The following is a 22,578-nucleotide window of genomic DNA, read 5'->3' as shown; positions in this document are numbered from 1 at the left end:
ATGATTCGGCGAACATGTAGCGTTGCAGTCTTGCTGAAGACAATGCGGGTGCTAGCACTCATTTGCGTTGCATCACTTGGCGTCTTCCCACTTGTGGTCAGTGCAGAAGGGCGCTGTCCCCCGGGCCAGTACCCAATTGGGGATGATCGTGCGCCTGGATGCGCGCCAATCCCTGCGGGTGGGAGCGCAGACTCCGGCCCAAGGGCGACTGGTCGGTGGAGCAAGACTTGGGGCGCGGTAGCAACCTCCTCAACAGGTGAGGTTGGCGTGGCAATTGAGAAGCGGTCAAAGTCTGACGCCGCGAAGGAAGCTATGTATCAATGCGCAAAGCTGGGTGGTCAAGATTGCAGAACAGTGCAGTCTTACAAGAATCAGTGCGTTGCACTAATCTCGCCATCCACATCTGAGCGCGGAGGTTCGGTTATCTCTAGCGCGGAGACTGAACAGATTGCCACCGAGCTGGCTATGAGAACCTGCACAACTCGAGGTAGTAGAGGATGCAGCAAGCTCTACAGTGCATGTACGAAGCCGCTCTTCGAGAGCTTCTAATTGAAAGCAGCAGGTTGCGATAGTTGGTGTTGCTATCAGCCTGGTCTTGTTCGGTGCCAGCATCGAGGGTTTCCTTGTCCACGATGTCAAGGTCGTGATCTCGACGGTTAGGTACTAAGCAAGCGAGAGAGGCTGCTTGCTCTGCTTGCAAGAAGGGCGTGGCGAGCATTGATGGCATCAAAATCCTGAACGATCCAGGGCTGCAGGCGGACAAGACCCGGGCGCTGTGGTTCATCGGCATGGGCACGGGCGGTCCGGCCGTCACCGCTGGTGCGATGTTGCTGCTCTACGAGGTCGCGCTGGCGCTGTTCATCGGCCTAGGTCCCTTGTTCATTCTGTGTCTGCTGTTCGACCAGACCAAGCAGCTGATCCAGCGATGGCTGGTCTACGGCATCGGCACGATGTTCTCGATGGCGGTACTGGCAGCGATGGTATCGATCGCGCTGGACATGGTGATCCGTGTCTGGACCGCGTTCTGGTCCACCGCCTTGGTCAACAAGTTCCTGCTCGACGGCGCCTCCAGCGACGGCATGACCAGTCAGGCGATGCAGCAGGGCGGCATGGGATTGATCCTGACGACCTTGATTCTGACTGCGCCCCCCCAATGGCGGCCATGTTCTTCCAGGGCACCTTGGGTAGCTTCATGGCATATTCGCAGATAGGTGGCAGCCCGGTGGCACAGGCGCCTGGCCCGAATGGCCAGCCGGCAGGGAGCTATTACGCTCCGCCGAAGCCTTCTAGCAGTACTGAGGCTCCGACGGCGGGTCAGGACGCGGCTTCCGGGACAGCTCGCATGGCCTTGCCACAGAACTCAGCGCCGACGATTCACGACACGGGCCTTCGCGGGGTGAATCGTTAACTTGATGCGTCGCCGCAAGTTGGCAAAAATTCTTGATCTGCTGTCGAGTCGCTTCTTATGAGAATGAATAATTTTCTATTGCTGATTCTCCTGATTCTTGCCCCACTAGTTGCTTATGGGGAGGGGTGCTGCCCGCCAGGTCAGTATCCGATTGGCGGGCAGGGTGCGGGTGGCTGTGCCCCGATTCCAGCCTCTCAGGGTGAGGGGAGTTCCGGGCCGCGTGCGATAGGTAAGTGGATCAAAACCTGGGGAGCCATATCCCGTTCTGTTGCGACCGGTGATGTGGGAGCTTCGGTTGGAAAGAGATCAAAGGCCGAGGCTGTCGCTGAGGCTCAGTCCCGGTGTGCGACATATGGTGCGAAGGATTGCACTGTAGGGATAACGTATAAGAACCAGTGCGTCGCTTACGCGGATCCGGCTCCGGGCTCTAAAGGCTTGATTTCAATGGCCGGCGGCCCAACGAGAGAGGCTGCTTCCACTGAGGTTCTGAAGTACTGTGCTGCTCACGGCGGTGGGCAGTGCACGATCAAGTACACCGATTGCAGTGAGCCGATCTTCCAAGAATTCTGATTGCTCGATGGAGCTGCGTTGATACATCCGACGTCCAGCGTCTATCGTATTCTGGCAGATTAGTGGTATCTGTCTCTAGGTGAGACTGCTGCTTGGCGCTTGAGTCACGTAGGTAGCCACTCATGGTGATTGCGCTTTTTTCAATCAAGAGCGCCTCTCAATCCAAGTTCCGTTAGGCGAGCAATCCCTCCTCGAAGTAGGGTGCGTTCGCGTCAAAAATGTTGACGCATCAGCCCCTCAGACGCAGGAACTTTTTCGTCGTTGACGGCTCTGAGGGCGAGTATTGCGGGTGACGCTCACGGCGCAGTAGCGCGGCATGGGCTTGATCCTGGCGAACACGATTCTGACTGTTGCCAATGGCGGCCATGTTCTTCCAAGGCACCTTGGGTAGCTTCATGGCATATTCGCAGATGGGTGGTAGCCCGGTGGCTCAGGCGCCGGGCCCGAGTGGGCAGCCGCCGGGTAGCTACTTCACGCCCGCGCAGGAGAAGAATTCATCGCAGGGGTCCAGTGGTCCCTCTCCGCAACTTGAAGGGCGCTCGGTGATGGGTTCTGGTCAAAATCAGCATGTTGAATCCAAGTCGCCGGGTGCCTTGGGCAACGCGTTGGTGAAATGAAGACCCGTTTTTCGTTGAAGGTGAAGATGATGAAGACTCTGTTGCTCTTGGCGATTTTGTCGATCCCTGCAGCGGCATATGCCGAGGGCAGGTGTCCGCCAGGCCAGTATCCCGTGGGTGGTGCTCAGGGTGTTCTTGGGTGTGCCCCGATTCCGGGGGGAGCTGATTCTTCGTCATCGCCGACCGCACCCGCTCCATCTGGGAAGTGGGAAAAGCGATGGGGCGCGATTGCGGAAGACTCCAGCGCCAATGCTCGTAGGGTCGTCAGCGCTACAGGCGTTTCGGAATCTCGCAAAAGCAAGTCCGAGGCGGTCTCTGTGGCTCTGGATCAATGCCGTTTGGGAGGAGGGCAGAAGTGCCAGGTTCTCATTGTCTACAACAATCAGTGCGTGGCGCTTGCGGATACTCCTAGAGGCGCGACTTCGGCAAGCTCGATAGCTGCCCGCGCGGAAACCTTGGAGCTTGCAAGGCGTAACGCATTGGAACAATGTAAGGCGGCTGCGAACGGTACCGAGTGCAGCGTCATCTACTCAGCCTGTAGTGAGTCTGAGTTCAAGTCTTTCCGTTGATGTGATTCCTGACACTGGCTGGGCTTGGTTGCATACTGAAGGTCTGCTTTTTTTATTTTAGGGGTGGCCCGCTAAGACGTGGGCCATTTCTATTTTCGCTTTCGCTTTCGCTTTCGCTTTCGCTTGAGATGGCGAAGTTGCGCCAAGGGTGGGCGCTGTTGTCCACGGGTTCGGTCAACGTGAGCGCGAGGTGATTACTCTTGGAGATAAAACGTCGTTCTGTAATTCATTTGTCTACTAGCTTCTGCCTTTGGCGCTGAGTTGATTGGTTCGGGGCGCAGTTCATCCTTAGTCTATTGTTCGATCAGACCAAGCAGTTGTTCCAGCGATGGCTGTTCTACGGTATTGGAACCATGTTCTCCATGGCGGTGCTGGCGGCGATGGTCTCGATCGCGCTGGACATGGTGATCCGCGTGTCGGCCTCGTTCTGGATGACGGCGCTTGTGAACAAGTTCCCGCTCATGGGCGCGTCCAGTGACGGCATGACCAGTCAGGCGATGCAGCAGGGCGGCATGGGATTGATCCTGACTACCTTGATTCTGACTGCGCCCCCAATGGCGGCCATGTTCTTCCAGGGCACCTTGGGCAGCTTCATGGCATATTCGCAGATAGGTGGCAGCCCGGTTGCTGCTGCGCCGGGACCTAATGGACAGCCGCCGGGTAGTTACAAGCCTACTGATCCCACGAGTACCGAGAGGCGCGCAGAGAGCAGTCAGTTGACGATGCCGAAGGTGGCGCCAAGTCATGATGCGCCGAGCCATACTCCCGGAGCGCTTGGAAATGCGCCCACTCGTTAACTGAAAGCGGAAGCGTTTCCGCAGAAATTGGAGAGTCGTCATATCATGCGCATGTATCCATTCATTGTGTTGGCATCGTTTGGTGCTCTTGGCGCCTTTCTTCCAAATCTTGGTCGTGCAGAGGGCGGAAGTTGCCCTCCGGGCTTCTACCCAATTGGGGGGCAGGGCGCGAGCGGCTGCGCTCCAATTCCTGGTGGCGCTGCTGGATCAGGTGACCAGATACCCTTGCCGCCTCGGCCCACAGGCGAATGGATCAGCACTTGGGGAGCGATAGCGACCTCTCTTGCTACTTCCGAGGTGGGAATGGTCTCAGATATGCGATCTGCAGAGCTTGCTGCTTCTGAAGCCATGCGGCGGTGCGCTGGTGGTGGAGCACGGGATTGCAAGGTTACGGTATCCTACTCAAACCAATGCGTGGCATGGTTAGTTCCATCTGCTGATTTACCTGGAGCCCAATCTGCGGTTGGCCGTGCTCCAAAAAAGAGGATTGCGATTGCAGAAGCGCAGAGAAAGTGCGTGGATCCGAGTGGCAAAAAGTGCACCGTTTTTTACGCTGATTGCTCCGAGCCAGTTTTTCGAAAATTTTGAAAGTTGAGTTGACCCAATTGAAGTCTGTTCAACGGCGCCACGTTCGTGATCAGGCTCAATGCATGTGCGTTGGCTGGATGCTTATCTCAAAACGCCATGTGGGTCCGATCGGTCGGGGACTTCGTGTTCTTCCGGTCGATCCTGTCGTATCCGCGCAAGAGGATTGACGAGTTCGGCATCGAATTGCTCGGCAAACTGATGGCGTGGGTCGATAGCATCACCCTGATACTGATGACCCTGTGGGTGCTGATCCAGGGATTCCGCATCGTCACGGGTCGCAGTCGCGATTCGATGATGATTCTGGTGACGAACATGGCTCGTGCGGCACTGATCGTCAGTGTCGCAACCAGCATGGCGATGTTCGTTGGCAGCCTGAAAAACTTCCTGATCAAGGACTCAAGAACGAGATCACCTATGTGGTGACCGGCAAGAATGACTCGCCGGAGGATCAGATCGACACCAGCCTAGCCTGGATGCAGGCGGGCCTGTCGGACATTGACGCGATCAAGGTGCTCGATGACGGCAACCTGCGCGACGACAAGAATCGTGCCTCGCGGGCGGTTGGCCTGGGGACCGGCGGCCCGGCGGTCACCGCTGGTGCGATGTTGCTGCTCTACGAGGTCGCGCTGGCGCTGTTCATCGGCCTGGGTCCCTTGTTCATTCTGTGTCTGCTGTTCGACCAGACCAAGCAGCTGTTCCAGCGATGGCTGTTCTATGGCATCGGCACGATGTTCTCGATGGCGGTACTGGCAGCAATGGATCGATCGCGCTGGACATGGTGATCCGTGTCTCGACCGCGTTCTGGTCCACCGCCCTGGTCAACAAGTTCCTGCTCGACGGCGCCTCCAGCGACGGCATGACCAGCCAGGCGATGCAGCAGGGCGGCATGGGCCTGATCCTCACGACCCTGATCCTGACCGCTCCCCCAATGGCGGCGATGTTCTTCCAGGGCACGCTGGGTAGCGTCATGGCATATTCGCAGATAGGCGGCAGCCCGGTGGCGCAGGCACCGGGGCCCAGCGGGCAGCCGCCGGGTAGTTACTACACGCCAGCGACGCCAGAGAAGGGACGAACTGTCGACTCCGGTGACTACAGTAGTCAGTCAACAAGCCGCATGACATTGCCGCAGTCGGATGCGACAAAGATTGCGGAAACTGGCCAGCGAGCTGCTCATCCTAGTAGATAGTGATTCAGGCGTATTTGGAGAGTTAACGTGAAGCGCATTGTGATCTCCCTCTTTTGGATTTGCTCTGCTTTGTTCTTGCTTGTGACAGAAGATGCCCAAGCGGAGGGGCGCTGCCCGCCCGGACAATATCCGATTGGCGGACAGGGGGTTGGTGGATGTGCGCCAATACCGGGCTCTAATGGAGGCGATGCAGGGTCGAGTGGTCCGGTCGCGACTGGCCGCTGGATCAAAACCTGGGGAGCTATTGCAACCGCAGTAAGCACAGGTGATATGGGGGCTTCGGTTGGAAGGCGTTCAAAGCAGGAAGCTGCGTCCGAGGCGCTTTCCCGTTGCGCAAGCCATGGCGCTAGAGATTGCAAAGTCGGAACTACCTACAAGAACCAGTGTGTTGCATATGCTGATCCCGAGAGGGGGAGTAAGGGCCGTGTCTCCTATTCGGTTGCAGGCTCCAAGGAGGAGGCTGCAAATCGAGTCTTGTCCCATTGCGCGGACATCGGTGGCGGCCAGTGCAAAGTTCTTTATACAGATTGTTCTGAGCCGATCTTTGAGTCGTTTTAGTCTCATGACTGCCGTGACATCTTTGATGGTATGAGCGTACCTGAGCCAAGCTGCTCAAGAGCCTGGGGTAGAACGCGCGGCTGAAGAAGCCGCTCGGCGAGAAGTTGAGCGAGAACGACTTCATCAAGGTTGCATTGCGACTCGTGCACCTTGTTTAGTGGGCAAGTGTTCTTCTACTGCGCTGGGAAAGTGGTACAGGGCTATCGGATCGTCACCGGCCGCAGCCGGGACTCGATGATGATCCTGGTGACCAACATGGCGCGCGCCGCCCTGATCGTGGTGGTGGCGACGAGCATGGGCATGTTCGGTCGCGACCTCCATGAATTCCTGACGGAAGACGTGAAGGGGCTGATCACGCACGTTGTGACCGGCAAGGACGAGAAGCCTGAGGCGCAGATCGACAAGAGCCTTGCCTGGATGCAGGTGGCGCTGTCCAGCATCGATGGGATCAAGATTCTCAATGATCCCGAGCTGCAGGCTGACAAGACCCGCGCGATGTGGTTCATCGGCCTGGGCACGGGTGGTCCTGCGGTGACGGCAGGTTCAATGCTGCTGCTGTATGAGGTCGCCATGGCCTTGTTCATTGGCTTGGGACCACTGTTCATTCTGTGCCTGCTGTTCGATCAGACCAAGCAGTTGTTCCAGCGATGGCTGTTCTACGGTATTGGAACCATGTTCTCCATCGCGGTACTGGCGGCGATGGTCTCGATCGCGCTGGACATGGTGATCCGCGTGTCGGCCTCGTTCTGGATGACGGCGCTTGTGAACAAGTTCCCGCTCATGGGCGCGTCCAGTGACGGCATGACCATTCAGGCGATGCAGCAGGGCGGCATGGGATTGATCCTGACGACCTTGATTCTGACTGCGCCCTCAATGGCGGCCATGTTCTTCCAGGGCACCTTGGGTAGCTTCATGGCATATTCGCAGATAGGTGGTAGCGCAGCCGCTACTCCGAGTGCGGATGGGCGTCCACCCGGCACCTATACACCAGCTGCTCCTTCGAAGCAGGATTCTGTCAATCCGGAAACCAGTAATTCAGCTGGGAATGGCAGGCTCACTGTTCCGCAAGGGGGGCTGCTGTCCCCCAGGGAGACTGGGCTCCGGGCTGCGAATAAGATCAGCGGCAATTGATGAAGAGGTAAATATGTCTTTGGCTTCGCGCGTGATTCTTCTGATGATTACGTTGGTAGCTGCCGGCCAAGCATTTGCAGAAGGGCGTTGCCCGCCAGGTCAGTACCCAATCGGTGGCCCGGGTGTCGGTGGGTGCGCCCCGATTCCAACTGGGGGGGAGAGCGGCACATCTGCGCCCAGGCCCGACGGCCGTTGGATCAAGACGTGGGGTGCCATCTCTCTGTCACCTGCGTCCGGTGACATGGGGGCATCCAAGGGTCATAAGGATAAGTCGGCAGCCGAGACAGAAGCCCAAGAGCGATGTGCGCAGTATGGGGCGACCGACTGCAAAGTCCTGACAACTTACAAGAACCAGTGCGTTGCCTACGCGACCGCGCAGGAAGGACGGAAGGTAAGGACGAACACGGGAGCATCGCGCGAAAGTGCAACCCAGAATGTGCTGGCTGCGTGCAGTAAGGAGAGCATTGGGCAATGCAAGGTGCTCTATACCGACTGCACTGAGCCGCTCTTCAAGTCTTACTGAGCGAAGTGCGACCGGGGCGTACAGGCATGAGTTGTTAGAGGTCGCATTACGGCTTGTTAGCGAGTATTGACCAAACCAACATTCAGAGCGTTTGCTGTACGAGGTCGCTTTGGGCCTCGTTCTTCGTCCTGCGGTCCCTGTGCATCTTCTGTCTGCTGTTTGCCTAGGCCAAGCAGCTGTTCAAAGGTAGTTGTTCTACGGCATAGGCACCATGTTCTCGATGGTGGTTCTTGCGGCGATGGTATCTATCGCGCTGGACATGGTGATCCGTGTGTCGGCCTCGTTCTGGATGACAGCGCTTGTGAACAAGTTCCCGCTCATGGTCGCGTCCAGTGACGGTATGACCAGTCAGGCGATGCAGCAGGGCGGCATGGGATTGATCCTGACGACCTTGATTCTGACTGCGCCCCCCCCCAATGGCGGCCATGTTCTTCCAGGGCACCTTGGGTAGCTTCATGGCATATTCGCAGATAGGTGGCAGCCCGGTGGCACAGGCGCCTGGCCCGAGCGGGCAGCCGCCGGGTAGCTACTACACGCCGGATAAGCCTTCGACGAGCAAGGGAAGTGAAGGCGCTAATGAAGTTGGTGCTCCAACAAAGATGTTCACCGGTCCTTCTAACTCCACGCCCGAGCATGATCCAGGCAGGATGGGGATTGGCAATAAACCGAGATAGAGCCAGGGTGATTGTGATGCGTGCAGCGAATAAATTCAGGGCGAAGCAACTGGTAGCAGCGTACGCCTCGATGCTGTCTTTGCTGTTGATCCTCTTCTTGGTGGATGCTCCGTCCGCTAGCGCAGAAGGTCGTTGCCCACCCGGACAATATCCCATTGGTGGGCAGGGCGTGGGGGGGTGTGCACCGATTCCGGGCGGGGACAGTGGGGCGAATGCAACGGCGGCGCCTAGGCCAACAGGCCGCTGGTTGAAAACTTGGGGAGCAATTGCCACTGCTCCGAGCGGTGATGCCGGTGCATCAACGGGTCAGAGTTCGAAAGGCGCTGCAGAAAAAGAAGCTATTTCGCAGTGTGCCCGCGGAGGCGCTAGTGATTGCCGAGTGACGATGTCCTACAAAAACCAATGCGCTGCAATGGTTACCCCTTCGAGTCTCGAAAGAGGAGGAGCGGTGACGTGGCGAGCCGAGACGGAGGCTCTCGCGACGAAACTTGCAATGGATGAATGCACAAAGCGGGCAAGCGCAGGGTGTAAAGTATTTTATTCCGCATGCTCTGATCCGATTTTTCAGGAGTACTAGTGGAACTTCAGCGTGAGCGAATTTTGAGACTGGCTTGCAAGTATGCCTGCTTGGCAGGTGGGGTCTGGAGCTGACGGGTGGTGCGCGTTGGCGCTAGATTTAAGTGGCGTCCGTTTAGTTGAGAAGACTTAATTCAGTTGGGCTCCTCAATATGATGTCGCGAATCGCCTCCAAGTTCGTCAGGCCGTACCGCTATCCCGCGTGCAGTCCTGTGGGTGTGTTTCTGATGATGCGCGTATACGCTGAGCGCGCATTGGATTGTTAAGCTTGGGCTCACTTCGTGGGAAGTGCTCAAGGGATATCGGCTCATCAATGATGGCCTTGGTGATTCAAGAGACGAACGCCAGCCCTGATCGTGGCGGTTGCGACGAGCATGGGCATGTTCGGCCGCGACCTCCATGAATTCCTGACGGAAGACGTGAAGGGCCTGATCACGCACGTTGTGACCGGCAAGGACGAGAAGCCCGAGGCGCAGATCGACAAGAGCCTTGCCTGGATGCAGGTGGCGCTGTCCAGTATCGATGGGATCAAGATTCTCAATGATCCCGAGCTGCAGGCTGACAAGACCCGCGCGATGTGGTTCATTGGCCTGGGCACGGGTGGCCCTGCGGTGACGGCAGGTTCAATGCTGCTGCTGTATGAGGTCGCGATGGCCCTGTTCATCGGCTTGGGACCACTGTTCATTCTGTGCCTTCTGTTCGACCAGACCAAGCAGCTGTTCCAGCGATGGCTGTTCTACGGTATTGGAACCATGTTCTCCATGGCGGTACTGGCGGCGATGGTCTCGATCGCGCTGGACATGGTGATCCGCGTGTCGGCCTCGTTCTGGATGACGGCGCTTGTGAACAAGTTCCCGCTCATGGGCGCGTCCAGTGACGGCATGACCAGTCAGGCGATGCAGCAGGGCGGCATGGGATTGATCCTGACGACCTTGATTCTGACTGCGCCCCCAATGGCGGCCATGTTCTTCCAGGGCACCTTGGGCAGCTTCATGGCATATTCGCAGATAGGTGGCAGCCCGGTCGCACAGGCGCCGGGCCCGAGTGGGCAGCCGCCGGGTAGCTACTACACGCCGGATAAGCCTTCGGCGAGTGGTGGGCATGTTGATAGCAATAGTACAAATCGTGCAAGCACGCCTGTCATTCCAATGGCTAAGGATGGAAATAGCTTGACCGACGGGAAGTTCGGATCTGCCCGTTAAGTAAAATTCTCTGCTTTTGGTGTTAGGAGATTTCCATATGATCAGGCGTTCAATGGCAGCATATTTGGTCGCAGCAATTGTGGTGGCGGGTGCTGCGCTCACGTCTGAGTCGGTCCGGGCAGAGGGGCGGTGTCCACCTGGCCAGTATCCCATCGGTGGTCAGGGTGTTGGTGGGTGTGCTCCTATGCCTGGTGGCGCAGCTGCTGCGGACACTGGGCCCAAAGCAACCGGCCGTTGGATAAAGACTTGGGGTGCCATTGCGCTATCCCCAAGCGGCGCATCTGGTGCATCGACAGGGAAGAAGAGTAAGTCTTTGGCTGCGAAAGAGGCCGAAGCAGTCTGTGCGCGAGGAGGGGTTAGCGGCTGCAAAGTTGCTTTTACCTATAAGAATCAGTGCGCGGTTGCAGTGGTGCCCAAGTCGGGGGCAGGGGGAACTCTTTTCAGTAGCTCGCCGACAGTTGAAGAATCAAAAGCCCGTGCATTGAAACAATGTGAGAATGGTGGGGGCAGCGATTGCCAAGTGATCTTCGAGAATTGCGCTGAACCTGAATTCCAAGAGTTCTAGTGGATGGGCGCCGGGGAGCTGCGTTGATACATCCGACGTCCACCGCCTATTGCATTTTGGCAGATGGATCTGAGTAGCTTGGGATATTATGAGGCGAACTTCCGAAGCTGAGCTCGGGAGTTCGGCTCCACGCTCGAAGAACAATCTTGGTAGAACGAGCCGCAAGCCAAAAAATCTGACGCGTTAGGGGTTTCTGTCTTTAGGTAAGACTACTGATTGGCGCTTGAGCCGCGTAGGAAGCCACTCATGGTAATTGCTCTTTTTTCAATCAAGAGCGCTTCTCAATTCAAGTCCCGTTAGACGAGCAATCTGTCCTCGAAGGAGGATGCGCCCGCGTCAAAAATGTTGACGCATCGCCCCCTCAAACGTAGGAACTTTTTCGTCGTTGACGGCTCTGGGGGCGAGTGCTGCGGGTGACGCTCACGGCCCTGATCGTGGCGGTGGCGACGAGCATGGGCATGTTCGGTCGCGACCTCCATGAATTCCTGACGGAAGACGTGAAGGGCCTGATCACGCACGTTGTGACCGGCAAGGATGAAAAGCCCGAGGCGCAGATCGACAAGAGCCTTGCCTGGATGCAGGTGGCGCTGTCCAGCATCGATGGCATCAAGATTCTCAATGATCCCGAGCTGCAGGCTGACAAGACCCGTGCGATGTGGTTCATCGGCCTGGGCACGGGCGGACCTGCAGTGACGGCAGGTTCCATGTTGCTGCTGTATGAGGTCGCCATGGCCCTGTTCATCGGCTTGGGACCACTGTTCATTCTGTGCCTGCTGTTCGATCAGACCAAGCAGTTGTTCCAGCGATGGCTGTTCTACGGTATTGGAACCATGTTCTCCATGGCGGTGCTGGCGGCGATGGTCTCGATCGCGCTGGACATGGTAATCCGCGTGTCGGCCTCGTTCTGGATGACAGCGCTTGTGAACAAGTTCCCGCTCATGGGCGCGTCCAGTGACGGTATGACCAGTCAGGCGATGCAGCAGGGCGGCATGGGATTGATCCTGACGACCTTGATTCTGACTGCGCCCCCAATGGCGGCCATGTTCTTCCAGGGCACCTTGGGTAGCTTCATGGCATATTCGCAGATAGGTGGCAGCCCGGTGGCGCAGGCGCCGGGCCGAGCGGGCAGCCGCCGGGTAGTTGCTACACGCCTCCGGCTCCAGAGAAGGGCGGGACACATGGTGCCACTACCGAGCAGGTTGTTGGTTCGCGAGTGACGGGCGGTGGTTCATCGCCAGGTTCGGCGGTGGTGGACTCGGGGCGTCTTGGTCTCGCAAAGAACAACGGCTGATGGGAAGTTTGAGGGTCTAACGATATGGTCTCGATACTTGGCCGCCGATGTGCGCTTATCTTCGGCGCTGCAGCTTGCATGCTATTTCTTGGCTTCGCGCCCGTTGCTGGTGCTGAAGGGCGTTGCCCGCCAGGCCAGTATCCAATCGGAGGTCAGGGTGTTGGTGGGTGTGCGCCGATCCCGGGAGGGGACGCGGGATCGGGTCAGACGGGCCCTATCCAAACAGGACGCTGGAATAAGACTTGGGGCGCGATTGCCATGGCTTCCAATGGTGACGTCGGTGTGTCAGTCGGAAAAGTGAGAAAGGCTGACGCCTCAAATGAGGCCTTGGCCAATTGTAGTCAGCACGGGGCATCGGATTGCAAGGTTACTCAGACTTACAAGAATCAATGCGTCGCGCTGGTCTCTCCCCGAACTAGCGCATTCGGCGGTTCCACGTTTGGACGCGCTGAATCTGTCTCTGCCGCGACTTCATTGGCGATGGGGCTTTGCACTAAGCGCGGCAGTGAAGGTTGTAAGGTGATCTACTCGGCATGCAGCGAACCGGAATTCCAGTCGTTCTGAGTGGTAGTCAGTGAGGCGCCGCAGGTTGCAATTGCTGGAAGAATTTAGGTTTACCTGCTCTCATGTTTCGCTTGTCAACTCAATTTGACCTGCCCCCTGCGTTAGGGCCAAGGTCTACTTCGTAGAGTCCGTGGTTGTGAGCTTATCGCCCGGGTTCGTGGTTGCAAGGGATCCATGCTCGCGGAGTAAGGCGGCGAACTCGGTGGGGGCGCTCTTGCCTAGCGAGTTGTGCGGGCGTACTTCGTTGTAATCGCGTCGCCAAGCAGAGATCGTCGCCTTGGCATGCTCCAGTGAGGTGAACCAGTTTTCGTTGAGGCATTCGTCGCGGAACTTGCCGTTGAAGCTCTCGATGTAGGCGTTTTGGGTGGGTCTGCCAGGCTGGATCAGCAGCAGCTTCACGCCGTTGGCAACGGCCCACTGGTCGAGAGCTCGTCCGGTGAACTCCGCCCCTGATCGGTCCGGATCATGGCCGGATAGCCGCGGAAGTGGCACACCGTTTCCAGGATGTCGGCCACGCCCTGCCCGTTGATGCGGCGGGCGACCGCGATCTCCACGGCCTCCTTGGTGCAGTCGTCGACCACAGTCAGACACTTGATCGGCCTGCCGTTGGCCAGGGCGTCGAACACGAAGTCCATCGACCAGTTGTGGCTCGGACCGGAAGGGGCGTGCAACGGTCAGCGTTCGACCGCGACGCGCTCGCGCTTGCGCCGTGCCTGCGCACTACCAGTCTTAGCGGAAGGACGACGTCCCCCCGGTTTTGAACGCCCGGGCACACTCCAGCGCGGTGCCCGACGTCAGGGGCGGGTAGGCATCCATTCACGTTAACCGCGCTTTTTCTGTGATCAAGTGCGCTTTTCATCCCAAGCCCCCTTCGACGAGCGCTGCCTCCTCGAAGTAAGCTGCGTGCGCGTCAAAATCCCGACGCGCCGGTGCCATCGAACGCAGGAGCTTTTCCGTCCATGAGGACTGTGTCCCCCCGCGATGCGGGTGACGCTTGCCACCATCGCGGTTGCCGTGGGCTCGGGGCTATCATCCGCCATGGCGGCCGCAGGGCACGTGCGAGGCATCGCCCCGTTTCCGGCCTCCGCTCGGGAACTGGCAGGACGGGATTGAAGGAGTTGCAGGGGATGGAGAAGGGGAGTGGCGTACACATGGACAATGCCTTGGCGTTCGTTCCGTCCGGCGCGAACCTGCTGGAAGCCGTGCGCGGTGATCTGACGGGCAATGGTTTCCAGGACCAGCTGCTGGTGATCGACCAACCTCCTCCGGAGGGCTTGCTGCCCGGCGAGCACGGTCCCAACCGGGTGCTGTTGCTGCTGCTGGGCGACGCCACGGGTCGATGGCAGTTGGCGGCGCGCAACGACAAGCTGGTGCCGTGTTCCACCCGGGGAGGCATTGCCGGCGATCCCTTCGCGTACGTGACCATCGAGGATGGTGCGTTCAGTGTGATCACCAACGGCGGCAGTCGCGAACGCTGGAGCAGCGTCTACACGTTCCGGTATGCACCTGCCGAGCAGGCGTGCTGGGTGCATGGCGTGCAGCGCAAGGTGGTCGACACCGAGACCGAGGCCACCCATACGCGTGACTTCTCGGCCGCCGAACTTGGCCGGGTGCGGTTCGAGGATTTCGATCCGTCCGTCGTCGCCGACGTCAGCTTGCCCTGAGTGCCATGCCGGTGAGGAGGCGGGAGTATCCAACGATGATCGAGCAGGAGTTTCACCGTGTCGCAGGATAGGGAGTCGCAGCTGTTGCGGCAGGCCACGGAGGCCGGCATGACCTCGTCCCGGGAACTGGCCAACTTCATGGCGCAGGCCGGGCACGAGTCCCGTGGCCTGAGCCGGCTCAATGAAAGTTTCAACTTCACCCGGGGTATCTCGCAGATCCCGGTGGAAGCGGCGTGGCGCAATGGCAATGGTGCGCTTGAGAGCGCGCGCCAGGAGGCGCTGCGTGGGCGGCCGGAGAACCTGGCCGAACTGATGTATGGCGGGCGTATGGGCAATGACGCGCCTGGCGATGCGCTGAAGTATCACGGCCGTGGCTATCTGCCTCTGGTCGGCAAGGAGAATTACGAGCGTGCCGGCAAGGCGCTGGATCTGGACCTGGTGAATCACCCGGAACTGGCCGCGCAGCCCGAGCACGCAGGCCGCATTGCCGTGTGGCAGTGGCAGACGCGGGTGCCGGAAGCGGCGCGCGAGGACGTGCGCGAAGCGACGCGCGCGATCAATGGTGGCCTGAACGGCATCGAGGCCCGCCAGCAGCGATTCGAGGTGTGGCAGCAGAAGCTGACGCCTGATGTGATGGCGCGGCTGGAGCGGGGCGAAGTCGGGGCGCCGGCCCAGCAGGCCACCGTGCGCGACATGTCGCAGCCTGGCGCGCCGGGGCATGCCCTGTTCCAGGGCGCCCGCCACCATCTGCAGCAGATGGGACCACAAAGCGGTCTGCGCAGCGTGCAGGAACTGGACAATGCTGCCGGCGCACTGGCGCTGAGCGCGCAGAAGGCGGGGATGTCGCGCATCGATCATCTCCTGGCTGGCAACGACGGCCGCACGTTGTTTGCCGTGCAGGGCGCGCTGGGTGACCCGGCCATGCTGCGCGCTTCGGTCGAGCGCGAACAGGCGGCGCAGCAGCCGCTGGCGCAGAGCAGCCAGCAGTTGGCCGCCAGTGTCGCCCAGCAGGACCCCGCAGCCGCGCTCGCCCGCGAGCAGGAGCAGCGCTCTCGATCCCTGTAGCACCTGATGCCGGCGGGCAGAGTGCCCGCAGGCGCTTTACGTACGACGCGTGGCGCCCTGTGGCGCCGACATGGAAACCCACTCGTAAGGACACCACATGCGAATCGTTCCCTCGAATACCCGGCACGCCGCTGCCCGCTGCACTGCATCCGTGCGCTGCCTGCCGCCGGTCTGGCTGTTGTCACTTGGACTTGTCGCGGGGGCGGCACAGGCTCAGGAGGCAGCGGCACCTGTGGTGGAGATGCCCCCCGCTGCCGAGGCTACCGTTGAGGCGCCTGCAGAGGCGGCGGCCGTTGCAGCGCCCGCGGCGGCCGACGCCGTTGTCGCGGCGCCGACGCCCGAGGTGTCGGCTGCCGTGACACCCCCTGCGACACCTGTGGTGGACGCACAGCCGGCGCCGACTGCGGATCCGGCGCCGGCGCCCGTTGCGCCCGCAGCGGCGGCACCTGTGGCTGCACCGCCCGCCTCCGTCGAGCCAACCGTTCCCGCGGTAGCCCCCGCTCCGCCCGCATTGGCCATCGTGCCGTTGCCGCCCGAGCAGGCGACCGAGCGGGCGCTCGGTGCCCGCTGCCCGGTGGATCTGGCCGGGCGGCTGGCGACCCAGGGCGACACGCTGATTGGCGCCTGCCAGGGCACCATGCCGGCGCATCTGGCCGCGTTGCTGGTCGCGCTGCCCGCGCAGGACATCCACCTGCCGCGCAGCTGGCGCGAGCGTGAGGTGCGGCAGAAGGCCTGGTTCAAGGCTGTGCCGGGCTATGGCCAGCGCCCGGACTTCATCGTGCGGATGGGCGACATCTGGGTGCGTTCGCTGGAAGGGCGCGACGCCGACAGCACGTTCTATCTGGTGTCGGCGCCGTTCACCTGCAGCGACCAGGTCGCCAACCGTGATGAGTACGGCGCGGAGCCGGTCCGCGTGCCCGCAGGTGATTGCCGCGAGGCTTATGTGGCCCAGCGTGTGTACCAGGTCCGCGGGGATGCGGCGCCGCGGGATGTGACCGCTGATGCCATGCCGATCATGCCGCAGCAGACGGAAGCGGATCGTGCGCGGCAGCTGTCGCGTGAGGGACGGATCAGCCTGGACCACAGCAAACTGCAGTATGGCCCGGCGATGCGCTGGTTCGTGCAGTACCCGGAGACGGTGCAGAAGGGTGGTCCGCGCGCCTACAGTGACTGGAACCGTGAGCACATCGCGTTCGTGGTCTGGACCGGTGATCGCTTCGAGCTGCGCGAGAAGGTCGCGCGCGCGCAGTGGCCCTGTGACCCGGTGGCACCCGGCGATCGCGCCTGTGGCGGATTCCCGGATTCCGGGCCCGATCTGTTCGTGACGGCCGCAGCATCCGTGCCAATGACAGCGTCCAGCCCCTGAGCCGGAGTCTCGAAGTGATGCGGGAGCCGGGCTGGCCGGCTCCCGCGCTGCATCAGGCCTGCAGGCTGCGGGTCTGGTTCCGCTGCTGTTCCAGCTGCTGGTCGCGCTCCAGCGCAACGCGCTGGTCGGCGGCCTGCTGGTCGATGCGCTGGCTGCTCTGTTCCAGCGGGGTGTTCATCGCCACTGCCGTATCCACCGACACACGAAGGTGGGCGGGGTCACCGCCCTGGCCCTGCACGGCGAAGCTGCGCGAGGCATCGGCATTCATGACCACTTCGTCGATGCGCTTGCCGCCTGCTGCGTGCATTTCGGCGGCCAGACTGCCTGCCAGTTGCGTGCTCATCACGTCTGGTACCCGGCCGACGCGGACATCCTGCGCGTGCACGCCACGGATCGCGTCGTTGAACAGTGGGTTGCCCACATGGTTGGCATCGTCCATTCGCAGCATGCTGGTGTGATGGCCGTTCTTCTCCGCTTCGCGGCGTGCCGGCTCACCGGGCTGCAGCGGGCCGCGGATGTGGTCGTACAGGTCGACGGCGCCGCCTGGAATGCCCCGCGCCGCACGGGTGATACCGCTGCGCAGCGATTCCAGGTTGTCGCGGTACTCCTCGATCATCCTGGCGTTGTCTTTCGCCAGCGTCTGGGTTTCCGGGTGCTTCAGCACCGAGCCTTGATCGAGGAAGTTACCCAGTTTGTGGGAGCCCAAAGAACTGGCTGCCGCGATGACCGGGTAGTCTGGAATCAGGGCGCGCAACGAGTGGTTGCTGAAACCGGCAGCAGACAGCGTCCTGATCTCCTCCGGCTTGGCATAGATGCGCACCTGGCCGAAGTGCGGCGAGGCGGCGCTGACCGGATCGGAGGCCATGACATGATTGATCATGGTGTTGCCGCCTTCCGGGATGCGGTAGCCGAGGCTGACCGCGCCGTAGGCGTTGAAGGTCTCACCCTTGATGTTGAAGTGATGCGAGGTAATCTGGGCCAGGGCGCCGCCGAGGGAGTGGCCGGTGACGGTGACTTGAGGAGTTGGTCCGCCGCTCAAGCGGGACTGCGCCGCTGCGGCTTCGAGCGTTCTCTGCGTCAATGCGATCGCGTCAGGTGCCTGCACATTGGTGCGGGCGACGACCATGCCTCCATCCGTCAGGATGCCATCGCGTCCGATCTGCTCGGTGCCCCGATGTGCAATGACGATTTCCTTGCTGTCTACGCGTTGATAGACCGTACCTTGATAACCATTGAGCCGATTGTCGACATGCTCAAGGATCTTGTACTCATGGCCGTTCAGTATGACCTTCTCTTCTTGACCAGGGGCGCGTCGACCGACAGCGCGATCCTTATATGCGTCATCGGATAAGGCGGCGTAGTCTTGTGAGGTGATGGTCACGGGGCCACCTCACTTGCAGAAAGACTGATCGTGAACAAATTGTCCCGCAGATCGACGGCATAACCGCTGCGATCGGACTCGCCACTTGCCGGGAAATTGGGAACACGGTCTGTCCGCGGATAGACGAGATCAGGATAGAAAAGCGTGTGCGTTTTCCCTTCGATCAGCGGTTCCGCGTCAGCGAAGGTCAGGAAGCGGGTCTCCTCTTCAGCACCCGTTGCCTTCAGCATCGCGCCTGCACCGGTGAATTCCCATTTGCAGACACCACGACCGTAGTAGTCCTCGTCCAGCATGCGGTCCACATACAGCGTGCCCCGGTACTCGCCATCGGCGACCTTGCGCAGTTCCACCGGTTCCTGGCTGGTAATCCGTGCAGCCGTGCCGGTGGCCGGCTCGATGTGGCCGCACTGGTCTTCGTTGGTGACGTCGTACTGGGCCACGCCTTCAACCACAGCGAAATCACCCGGGGCGTCCTTCAGGCGCAGCACCAGTTCATAGGCCTTGCGCGGGCTGGGGTTGAGCTTTGCGAGCCCGCGCCCACCCTGGGCGACATCGGCTTCAGCAGCGGCACGTTCCTGGTTCATGGCGGTCTCCGGATGGCAGGCGGTCAACAGAAGCAGAGCAAGGCACGGAATCATCTTGTGGCGCAATGTCGGCCTCCTTGGGGGTAGGTGTAAATGTGACACTGGCAGTTCATGGCACAAGCTTCTGCACAGTGGTGGTGGTTGAGAACAGCGCATCGCGCAGCTCCTCTTTGTACGCTGAAGGATCTTCCTTGCCACTTGCGGGATAGTTGGCAGCAAGTTCGGCGCGAGGATAGGCAACCTTCGGGTAGTAGAGAGTCAGCGGCGATCCGGCGTTCATGCGTTCCTTCTTGAAATACGTCAGGAATCGCGTATCCGCCTCGCCGGTCGTGGCGCGCAACATCGCGCCGACACCCGTCAGCGCCCAATGGCAGACGCCACGCCCGTAGTAGTCCTCATCCAGCATGCGGTCCAGGTAGAACGTACCGCGGTACTCGTTCTCGCTGATCTTGTGCAGGGTGACGGACTCCTGGCTGGTGATGCGGCCCGCAGTGCCCGTTGCAGGAACGATCCGCCCACAATCTGCGTAGTTGCTGGCGTCGTACTGGGCCACGCCCTCCACGATCGCGAACGGGCCCGGCGCGTCCTTCAGTGTCAGCACCAGTTCGTAGGCCTGCTTCGGCGCCGGATTGAGTTTGGCCAGGCCGCGTCCACCCGCGGCGACGTCGCGCTCGGCATCGGCGTAGGGCGAACATGCCGCCAGCGGGACGAGGGCGAGCAATGCCAGCAGCGGCCGCCCCCTGGGTTCGGGGCGAGCTACACCCATGGCGCGATCCTGCATCGTGCGTCCGTGTCCATCTATCCTTCCTGGGTGGCAGGTATCTCGATTATGGAACGTGCCGGGAGCGCTGTGCCACCCTTGGAGACGGATTTTTGACGCCCCGGGGAAGCATTGCCCGGGCGGATCGCTTGCCGCACAAGGCTCGCGATCATCACGTTGGCATTGCTGCCGGAGGCAGGTCTGCTGCTGAATCCGTGACTGAAATCAATCATTCACATGTCCATCACTTCATTGAAGGCGCCCTCCTTGAACTGCACGATCCGCCCTGAAATCCGCGAAGACCGCGCTGTCATCCACGCACTCACCGAGGCAGCCTTCCGCGAAGCCCCGCACAGCAGCCACACCGAGCAGTTCATTGTGGATGCACTGCGTTCGCGTGGAGAGCTGAGTCTCTCGCTGGTCGCCGAAAAGGACGGGCAGGTCGTCGGGCATGTTGCCTTGTCGCCGGTGACGATCAGCGATGGCAGTACGGGCTGGTTTGGCCTGGGACCAATCTCGGTGCTGCCCGGATGGCAGGGGCAGGGTGTCGGCGCGGCGCTGATGCATGCGGCGCTTGATGCACTGCGTGAGCAGGGGGCGCAGGGCTGCGTATTGCTGGGAGAACCCGCGTACTACGGTCGATTCGGATTCCGCGCCGAGCCGGGCCTGGTGCTGCCGGGTGTTCCGCCAGAGTACTTCCAGGCACTGTGCCTGCGGCCACCGATGGCGCAGGGAGAGGTGAGCTATTCCACGGCCTTTGAAGCCGCCGCCTGAGCGTGCGGAAGGTCAGGGCGCACGCCAGACGGTAGGCTCGGGTTGCGGCTTGGGAATGCGGTAGCCGCCGATGTGTTCAAGCAGTTCATTGGTGCGACGCTGCTCGGCCAACAGCTCACGCAGCAGATTGCGCACCGCGAAGATCGCGAACGGCACCAGGATCCATACCAGGCTGATTCCCAGCGCGAACAGGGTCAGCAGGGCTCTGCCACCATCCATGCACGGCACTCCTCTCCGAAAGCAGCCACGCTAGCACGTGGCTGCTGCCGAGGGATGTCAGCCGTTGTGCCGGAGATGGATCAGGGGATACGGACGGCCCTGCGAATCTAGCGGTGAGCGGCCGGTTTCGACGAAGCCCATGCGCAGGTAGAAGCCAACGGCCTGTGCGTTCTGCTCATTGACGTCGGTACTCAGCTGCGGATGCCGGGCCAGCGCGTGCTGCAGCAGTTGCCGGCCGATACCAGTGCCGCGCACGTCCGGATCGATGAACAGCGCTTCCATGTGCGTGCCGTCGATCAGCATGAAGCCCAGTGGCCGATCCTGTGCATCGACCGCAACGGTCATCGGCGCCTGCGGCAGGAAGCTGGCGACTTCGGCATCGATGGCCTGCCGGTCTTCGGCGCTGAGGAAGTCGTGGGTGGCGTCGACGGCACGGCGCCAGAGGTCGACGAGGGCGGCGCCGTCATCGGCGCGCGAGGGACGGAGGGTGGTCATGGGTTCACCAAGGTGCTTGCGGAAGGGCTCAGTATGAGGCCTGCAGCCTGGCTTCAGCGCGCTCGCTGCTTGGACCGCCGGTCGCGCGCAATGGCACCGCCGATACCCGCGCCGCCTGGACGGCTGCAGGCGTACAATGCGGCCCCGGCGGCCATCCTGGCCCTGCAGACACGCGAGAACCGCCATGACCGATGCCCTGGGTGTACCGGTGCACGACGCCGATGAACACTGGATGCGCCATGCACTGGCGCTGGCCGAGCGTGCGCAGCGCGAGTTCGACGAGATTCCGGTCGGTGCGGTACTGGTGGGCGCCGATGGCCAGCTGCTGGGCGAGGGCTGGAACCTCAACATCGCCTCGCACGATCCCAGTGCGCATGCCGAGATCGTGGCCATGCGCGCCGGCGGCACGCGGCTGGCCAATCATCGGCTGCTCGGCAGCACCCTGTACGTGACCCTCGAACCCTGCGCGATGTGCGCGATGGCCATCGTGCATGCACGCGTCGCCCGCTTGGTCTACGGCGCCAGCGACCCCAAGACCGGCGCCTGCGGCAGCGTGTTCGACCTGCTGGGTGATGCCCGCCACAACCACCGGGTCGAGATCCACGGCGGGGTGCTGGCCAAGGAAGCCAGCATGCGCCTGACCAATTATTTCCGCGCCAAGCGTGGCAAGCCGCCGCTGCTGCTGGAAGACCACGCCGGCGAGGGCTGAGGGGCGAACGGGTATGATGGGCGCCCCTTTCCTTCACCCGGTGGGCCGCGCGCCTGCCCAGCAACGAGGCGACACATGGCGGACAACGGCGCGGCCAACGAGCGGCTGATCTGGATCGACCTGGAAATGACCGGGTTGGATACCGACAACGATTCGATCATCGAGATCGCCACCGTGGTCACCGATGCCCAGCTCAATGTGCTGGCTGAAGGCCCCGAGTTTGCCATCCACCATCCGCTGGAAACGCTGGAAGCGATGGATGAGTGGAACCGCAACCAGCACCGTCGTTCCGGCCTGTGGCAGCGCGTGGTGGACAGCACCACCACCCTGGGCCAGGCCGAAGCGCAGACGGTGAACTTCCTGGCGCAGTGGATTCCGGCCGGTCTTTCGCCGATGTGCGGCAACTCGATCTGCCAGGATCGCCGCTTCCTGCACCGCCAGATGCCGAGGCTGGAGAAGTACTTCCACTACCGCAACCTGGACGTGTCCACGGTGAAGGAACTGGCCAAGCGCTGGGCGCCGAGCGTGGCCGCCGGCGTCGGCAAGAACAGCAACCATACCGCGCTGAGCGATGTACACGATTCAATCGCCGAGCTGCGCCACTACCGCCAGTTCATGGGCGCGCTGTCGGGGTTGCCGGCTGCCTGAACGACGCCGTCGGGCATGGCCCGGCGCTACCGGGTGACACACCAACGGGTAGTGCCGGCCGCTGGCCGGCAAGGCGCGGGATCCGCGCCTTACT

General features: G+C 61.1%; 24 protein-coding genes and 4 pseudogenes. 22 read left to right on the top strand and 6 right to left on the bottom strand.

What is annotated here, in order from left to right; translation table 11 throughout:
• The 16 genes and pseudogenes from AC10QF_RS09825 (at window position 1) to AC10QF_RS09750 (ending at window position 12,819) form a co-directional block, all read left to right on the top strand.
• Window positions 1-549: a DUF4189 domain-containing protein gene (locus AC10QF_RS09825; protein WP_494542100.1), complete on the top strand. Its 549-nt coding sequence runs from the start codon at window positions 1-3 to the stop codon at window positions 547-549.
• Between the two features lie 158 nt (window positions 550-707).
• Window positions 708-1,211, top strand: a complete 504-nt coding sequence (locus tag AC10QF_RS09820) for a type IV secretion system protein (RefSeq protein WP_425520264.1) — start codon at window positions 708-710, stop codon at window positions 1,209-1,211.
• Window positions 1,212-1,465: 254 nt separating this feature from the next.
• A complete protein-coding gene (locus AC10QF_RS09815) occupies window positions 1,466-1,978 on the top strand; it encodes a DUF4189 domain-containing protein (protein WP_494542099.1) in 513 nt (170 codons plus the stop codon).
• Between the two features lie 613 nt (window positions 1,979-2,591).
• Window positions 2,592-3,164, top strand: a complete 573-nt coding sequence (locus tag AC10QF_RS09810) for a DUF4189 domain-containing protein (RefSeq protein ID WP_494542098.1) — start codon at window positions 2,592-2,594, stop codon at window positions 3,162-3,164.
• 269 nt (window positions 3,165-3,433) lie between these two features.
• A pseudogene (locus tag AC10QF_RS09805) lies at window positions 3,434-3,961 on the top strand (type IV secretion system protein); the annotation flags it as partial.
• Window positions 3,962-4,006: 45 nt separating this feature from the next.
• Window positions 4,007-4,549, top strand: a complete 543-nt coding sequence (locus tag AC10QF_RS09800) for a DUF4189 domain-containing protein (protein ID WP_494542097.1) — start codon at window positions 4,007-4,009, stop codon at window positions 4,547-4,549.
• A gap of 96 nt (window positions 4,550-4,645) precedes the next feature.
• Window positions 4,646-5,735: pseudogene (locus AC10QF_RS09795) on the top strand (TrbL/VirB6 family protein).
• A gap of 39 nt (window positions 5,736-5,774) precedes the next feature.
• Complete coding sequence (locus AC10QF_RS09790) at window positions 5,775-6,293, top strand: DUF4189 domain-containing protein (protein ID WP_401747292.1); 519 nt, start codon at window positions 5,775-5,777, stop codon at window positions 6,291-6,293.
• A gap of 189 nt (window positions 6,294-6,482) precedes the next feature.
• A pseudogene (locus AC10QF_RS09785) lies at window positions 6,483-7,424 on the top strand (TrbL/VirB6 family protein); the annotation flags it as partial.
• A complete protein-coding gene (locus AC10QF_RS09780; RefSeq protein WP_315898893.1) occupies window positions 7,339-7,947 on the top strand; it encodes a DUF4189 domain-containing protein in 609 nt (202 codons plus the stop codon). The pseudogene AC10QF_RS09785 and the gene AC10QF_RS09780, both read left to right, overlap by 86 nt.
• A gap of 211 nt (window positions 7,948-8,158) precedes the next feature.
• Window positions 8,159-8,398, top strand: coding sequence for a hypothetical protein (locus AC10QF_RS09775; protein WP_261393259.1), 240 nt, complete (start codon window positions 8,159-8,161; stop codon window positions 8,396-8,398).
• A 125-nt stretch (window positions 8,399-8,523) separates the two neighbouring features.
• A complete protein-coding gene (locus tag AC10QF_RS09770; RefSeq protein WP_494542096.1) occupies window positions 8,524-9,198 on the top strand; it encodes a DUF4189 domain-containing protein in 675 nt (224 codons plus the stop codon).
• 379 nt (window positions 9,199-9,577) lie between these two features.
• Entirely contained in the window at window positions 9,578-10,399 is an 822-nt protein-coding gene (locus AC10QF_RS09765; RefSeq protein WP_429000891.1) for a type IV secretion system protein, read from the top strand.
• A gap of 37 nt (window positions 10,400-10,436) precedes the next feature.
• On the top strand, window positions 10,437-10,964 hold the full coding sequence (locus AC10QF_RS09760) for a DUF4189 domain-containing protein (protein WP_315898891.1): 528 nt from the start codon (window positions 10,437-10,439) through the stop codon (window positions 10,962-10,964).
• A 413-nt stretch (window positions 10,965-11,377) separates the two neighbouring features.
• Window positions 11,378-12,181, top strand: coding sequence for a type IV secretion system protein (locus AC10QF_RS09755; RefSeq protein ID WP_428999686.1), 804 nt, complete (start codon window positions 11,378-11,380; stop codon window positions 12,179-12,181).
• Window positions 12,182-12,279: 98 nt separating this feature from the next.
• Window positions 12,280-12,819, top strand: coding sequence for a DUF4189 domain-containing protein (locus AC10QF_RS09750; RefSeq protein WP_315898890.1), 540 nt, complete (start codon window positions 12,280-12,282; stop codon window positions 12,817-12,819).
• Window positions 12,820-12,933: 114 nt separating this feature from the next.
• On the opposite strand, the pseudogene AC10QF_RS09745 reads toward AC10QF_RS09750, so the two are convergent.
• A pseudogene (locus tag AC10QF_RS09745) lies at window positions 12,934-13,541 on the bottom strand (IS3 family transposase); the annotation flags it as partial.
• Window positions 13,542-13,946: 405 nt separating this feature from the next.
• On the opposite strand from AC10QF_RS09745, the gene AC10QF_RS09740 reads away from it, so the two are divergent.
• The 3 genes from AC10QF_RS09740 to AC10QF_RS09730 all read left to right on the top strand — a co-directional run bounded on the left by AC10QF_RS09740 (window position 13,947) and on the right by AC10QF_RS09730 (window position 16,914).
• Window positions 13,947-14,483 carry a hypothetical protein gene (locus tag AC10QF_RS09740; RefSeq protein WP_072168087.1) on the top strand — a complete coding sequence of 179 codons (537 nt, stop codon included), beginning with the start codon at window positions 13,947-13,949 and terminating at the stop codon, window positions 14,481-14,483.
• A 57-nt stretch (window positions 14,484-14,540) separates the two neighbouring features.
• Complete coding sequence (locus AC10QF_RS09735) at window positions 14,541-15,548, top strand: XVIPCD domain-containing protein (protein ID WP_005417198.1); 1,008 nt, start codon at window positions 14,541-14,543, stop codon at window positions 15,546-15,548.
• Window positions 15,549-15,645: 97 nt separating this feature from the next.
• Entirely contained in the window at window positions 15,646-16,914 is a 1,269-nt protein-coding gene (locus AC10QF_RS09730; protein WP_494542095.1) for a hypothetical protein, read from the top strand.
• Window positions 16,915-16,966: 52 nt separating this feature from the next.
• Here the strand turns inward: AC10QF_RS09730 and AC10QF_RS09725 are convergent, their stop codons facing one another.
• The 3 genes from AC10QF_RS09725 to AC10QF_RS09715 are packed head-to-tail and all read right to left on the bottom strand — an operon-like array spanning window position 16,967 to window position 19,660.
• On the bottom strand, window positions 16,967-18,295 hold the full coding sequence (locus AC10QF_RS09725) for an XVIPCD domain-containing protein (RefSeq protein WP_111175872.1): 1,329 nt from the start codon (window positions 18,293-18,295) through the stop codon (window positions 16,967-16,969).
• Window positions 18,292-18,945, bottom strand: a complete 654-nt coding sequence (locus AC10QF_RS09720) for a hypothetical protein (protein ID WP_065186150.1) — start codon at window positions 18,943-18,945, stop codon at window positions 18,292-18,294. Before AC10QF_RS09720 ends, AC10QF_RS09725 begins: the two co-directional genes overlap by 4 nt.
• Before the next feature lie 43 nt (window positions 18,946-18,988).
• Window positions 18,989-19,660: a hypothetical protein gene (locus AC10QF_RS09715; protein ID WP_111175874.1), complete on the bottom strand. Its 672-nt coding sequence runs from the start codon at window positions 19,658-19,660 to the stop codon at window positions 18,989-18,991.
• Window positions 19,661-19,906: 246 nt separating this feature from the next.
• Here AC10QF_RS09715 and AC10QF_RS09710 point away from each other — a divergent pair, with 246 nt between their 5' ends.
• The gene (locus tag AC10QF_RS09710; RefSeq protein WP_069138238.1) at window positions 19,907-20,413 is read left to right on the top strand and encodes a GNAT family N-acetyltransferase; all 507 of its coding nucleotides are present in this window, start codon (window positions 19,907-19,909) and stop codon (window positions 20,411-20,413) included.
• Between the two features lie 12 nt (window positions 20,414-20,425).
• On the opposite strand, the gene AC10QF_RS09705 is transcribed toward AC10QF_RS09710, so the two are convergent.
• Together AC10QF_RS09705 and AC10QF_RS09700 are read right to left on the bottom strand one after the other, a co-directional pair.
• The gene (locus tag AC10QF_RS09705; protein WP_049444278.1) at window positions 20,426-20,632 is read right to left on the bottom strand and encodes a hypothetical protein; all 207 of its coding nucleotides are present in this window, start codon (window positions 20,630-20,632) and stop codon (window positions 20,426-20,428) included.
• Between the two features lie 57 nt (window positions 20,633-20,689).
• Window positions 20,690-21,127: an acetyltransferase gene (locus AC10QF_RS09700; RefSeq protein ID WP_053499819.1), complete on the bottom strand. Its 438-nt coding sequence runs from the start codon at window positions 21,125-21,127 to the stop codon at window positions 20,690-20,692.
• Window positions 21,128-21,311: 184 nt separating this feature from the next.
• Between AC10QF_RS09700 and tadA the strand changes: the two genes are divergently transcribed.
• Together tadA and orn are read left to right on the top strand one after the other, a co-directional pair.
• Window positions 21,312-21,836, top strand: a complete 525-nt coding sequence (tadA, locus tag AC10QF_RS09695; RefSeq protein WP_005417177.1) for a tRNA adenosine(34) deaminase TadA — start codon at window positions 21,312-21,314, stop codon at window positions 21,834-21,836.
• Between the two features lie 75 nt (window positions 21,837-21,911).
• Window positions 21,912-22,484, top strand: coding sequence for an oligoribonuclease (orn, locus tag AC10QF_RS09690; protein WP_019660274.1), 573 nt, complete (start codon window positions 21,912-21,914; stop codon window positions 22,482-22,484).
• Window positions 22,485-22,578 lie beyond the last annotated feature (94 nt).

It is taken from the genome of Stenotrophomonas maltophilia complex sp. Om-AH-Sm3, from assembly GCF_059337855.1.
The sequence above is the reverse complement of the archived record's forward strand: the minus strand, read 5'-3'. Positions and strand labels throughout refer to the sequence as shown.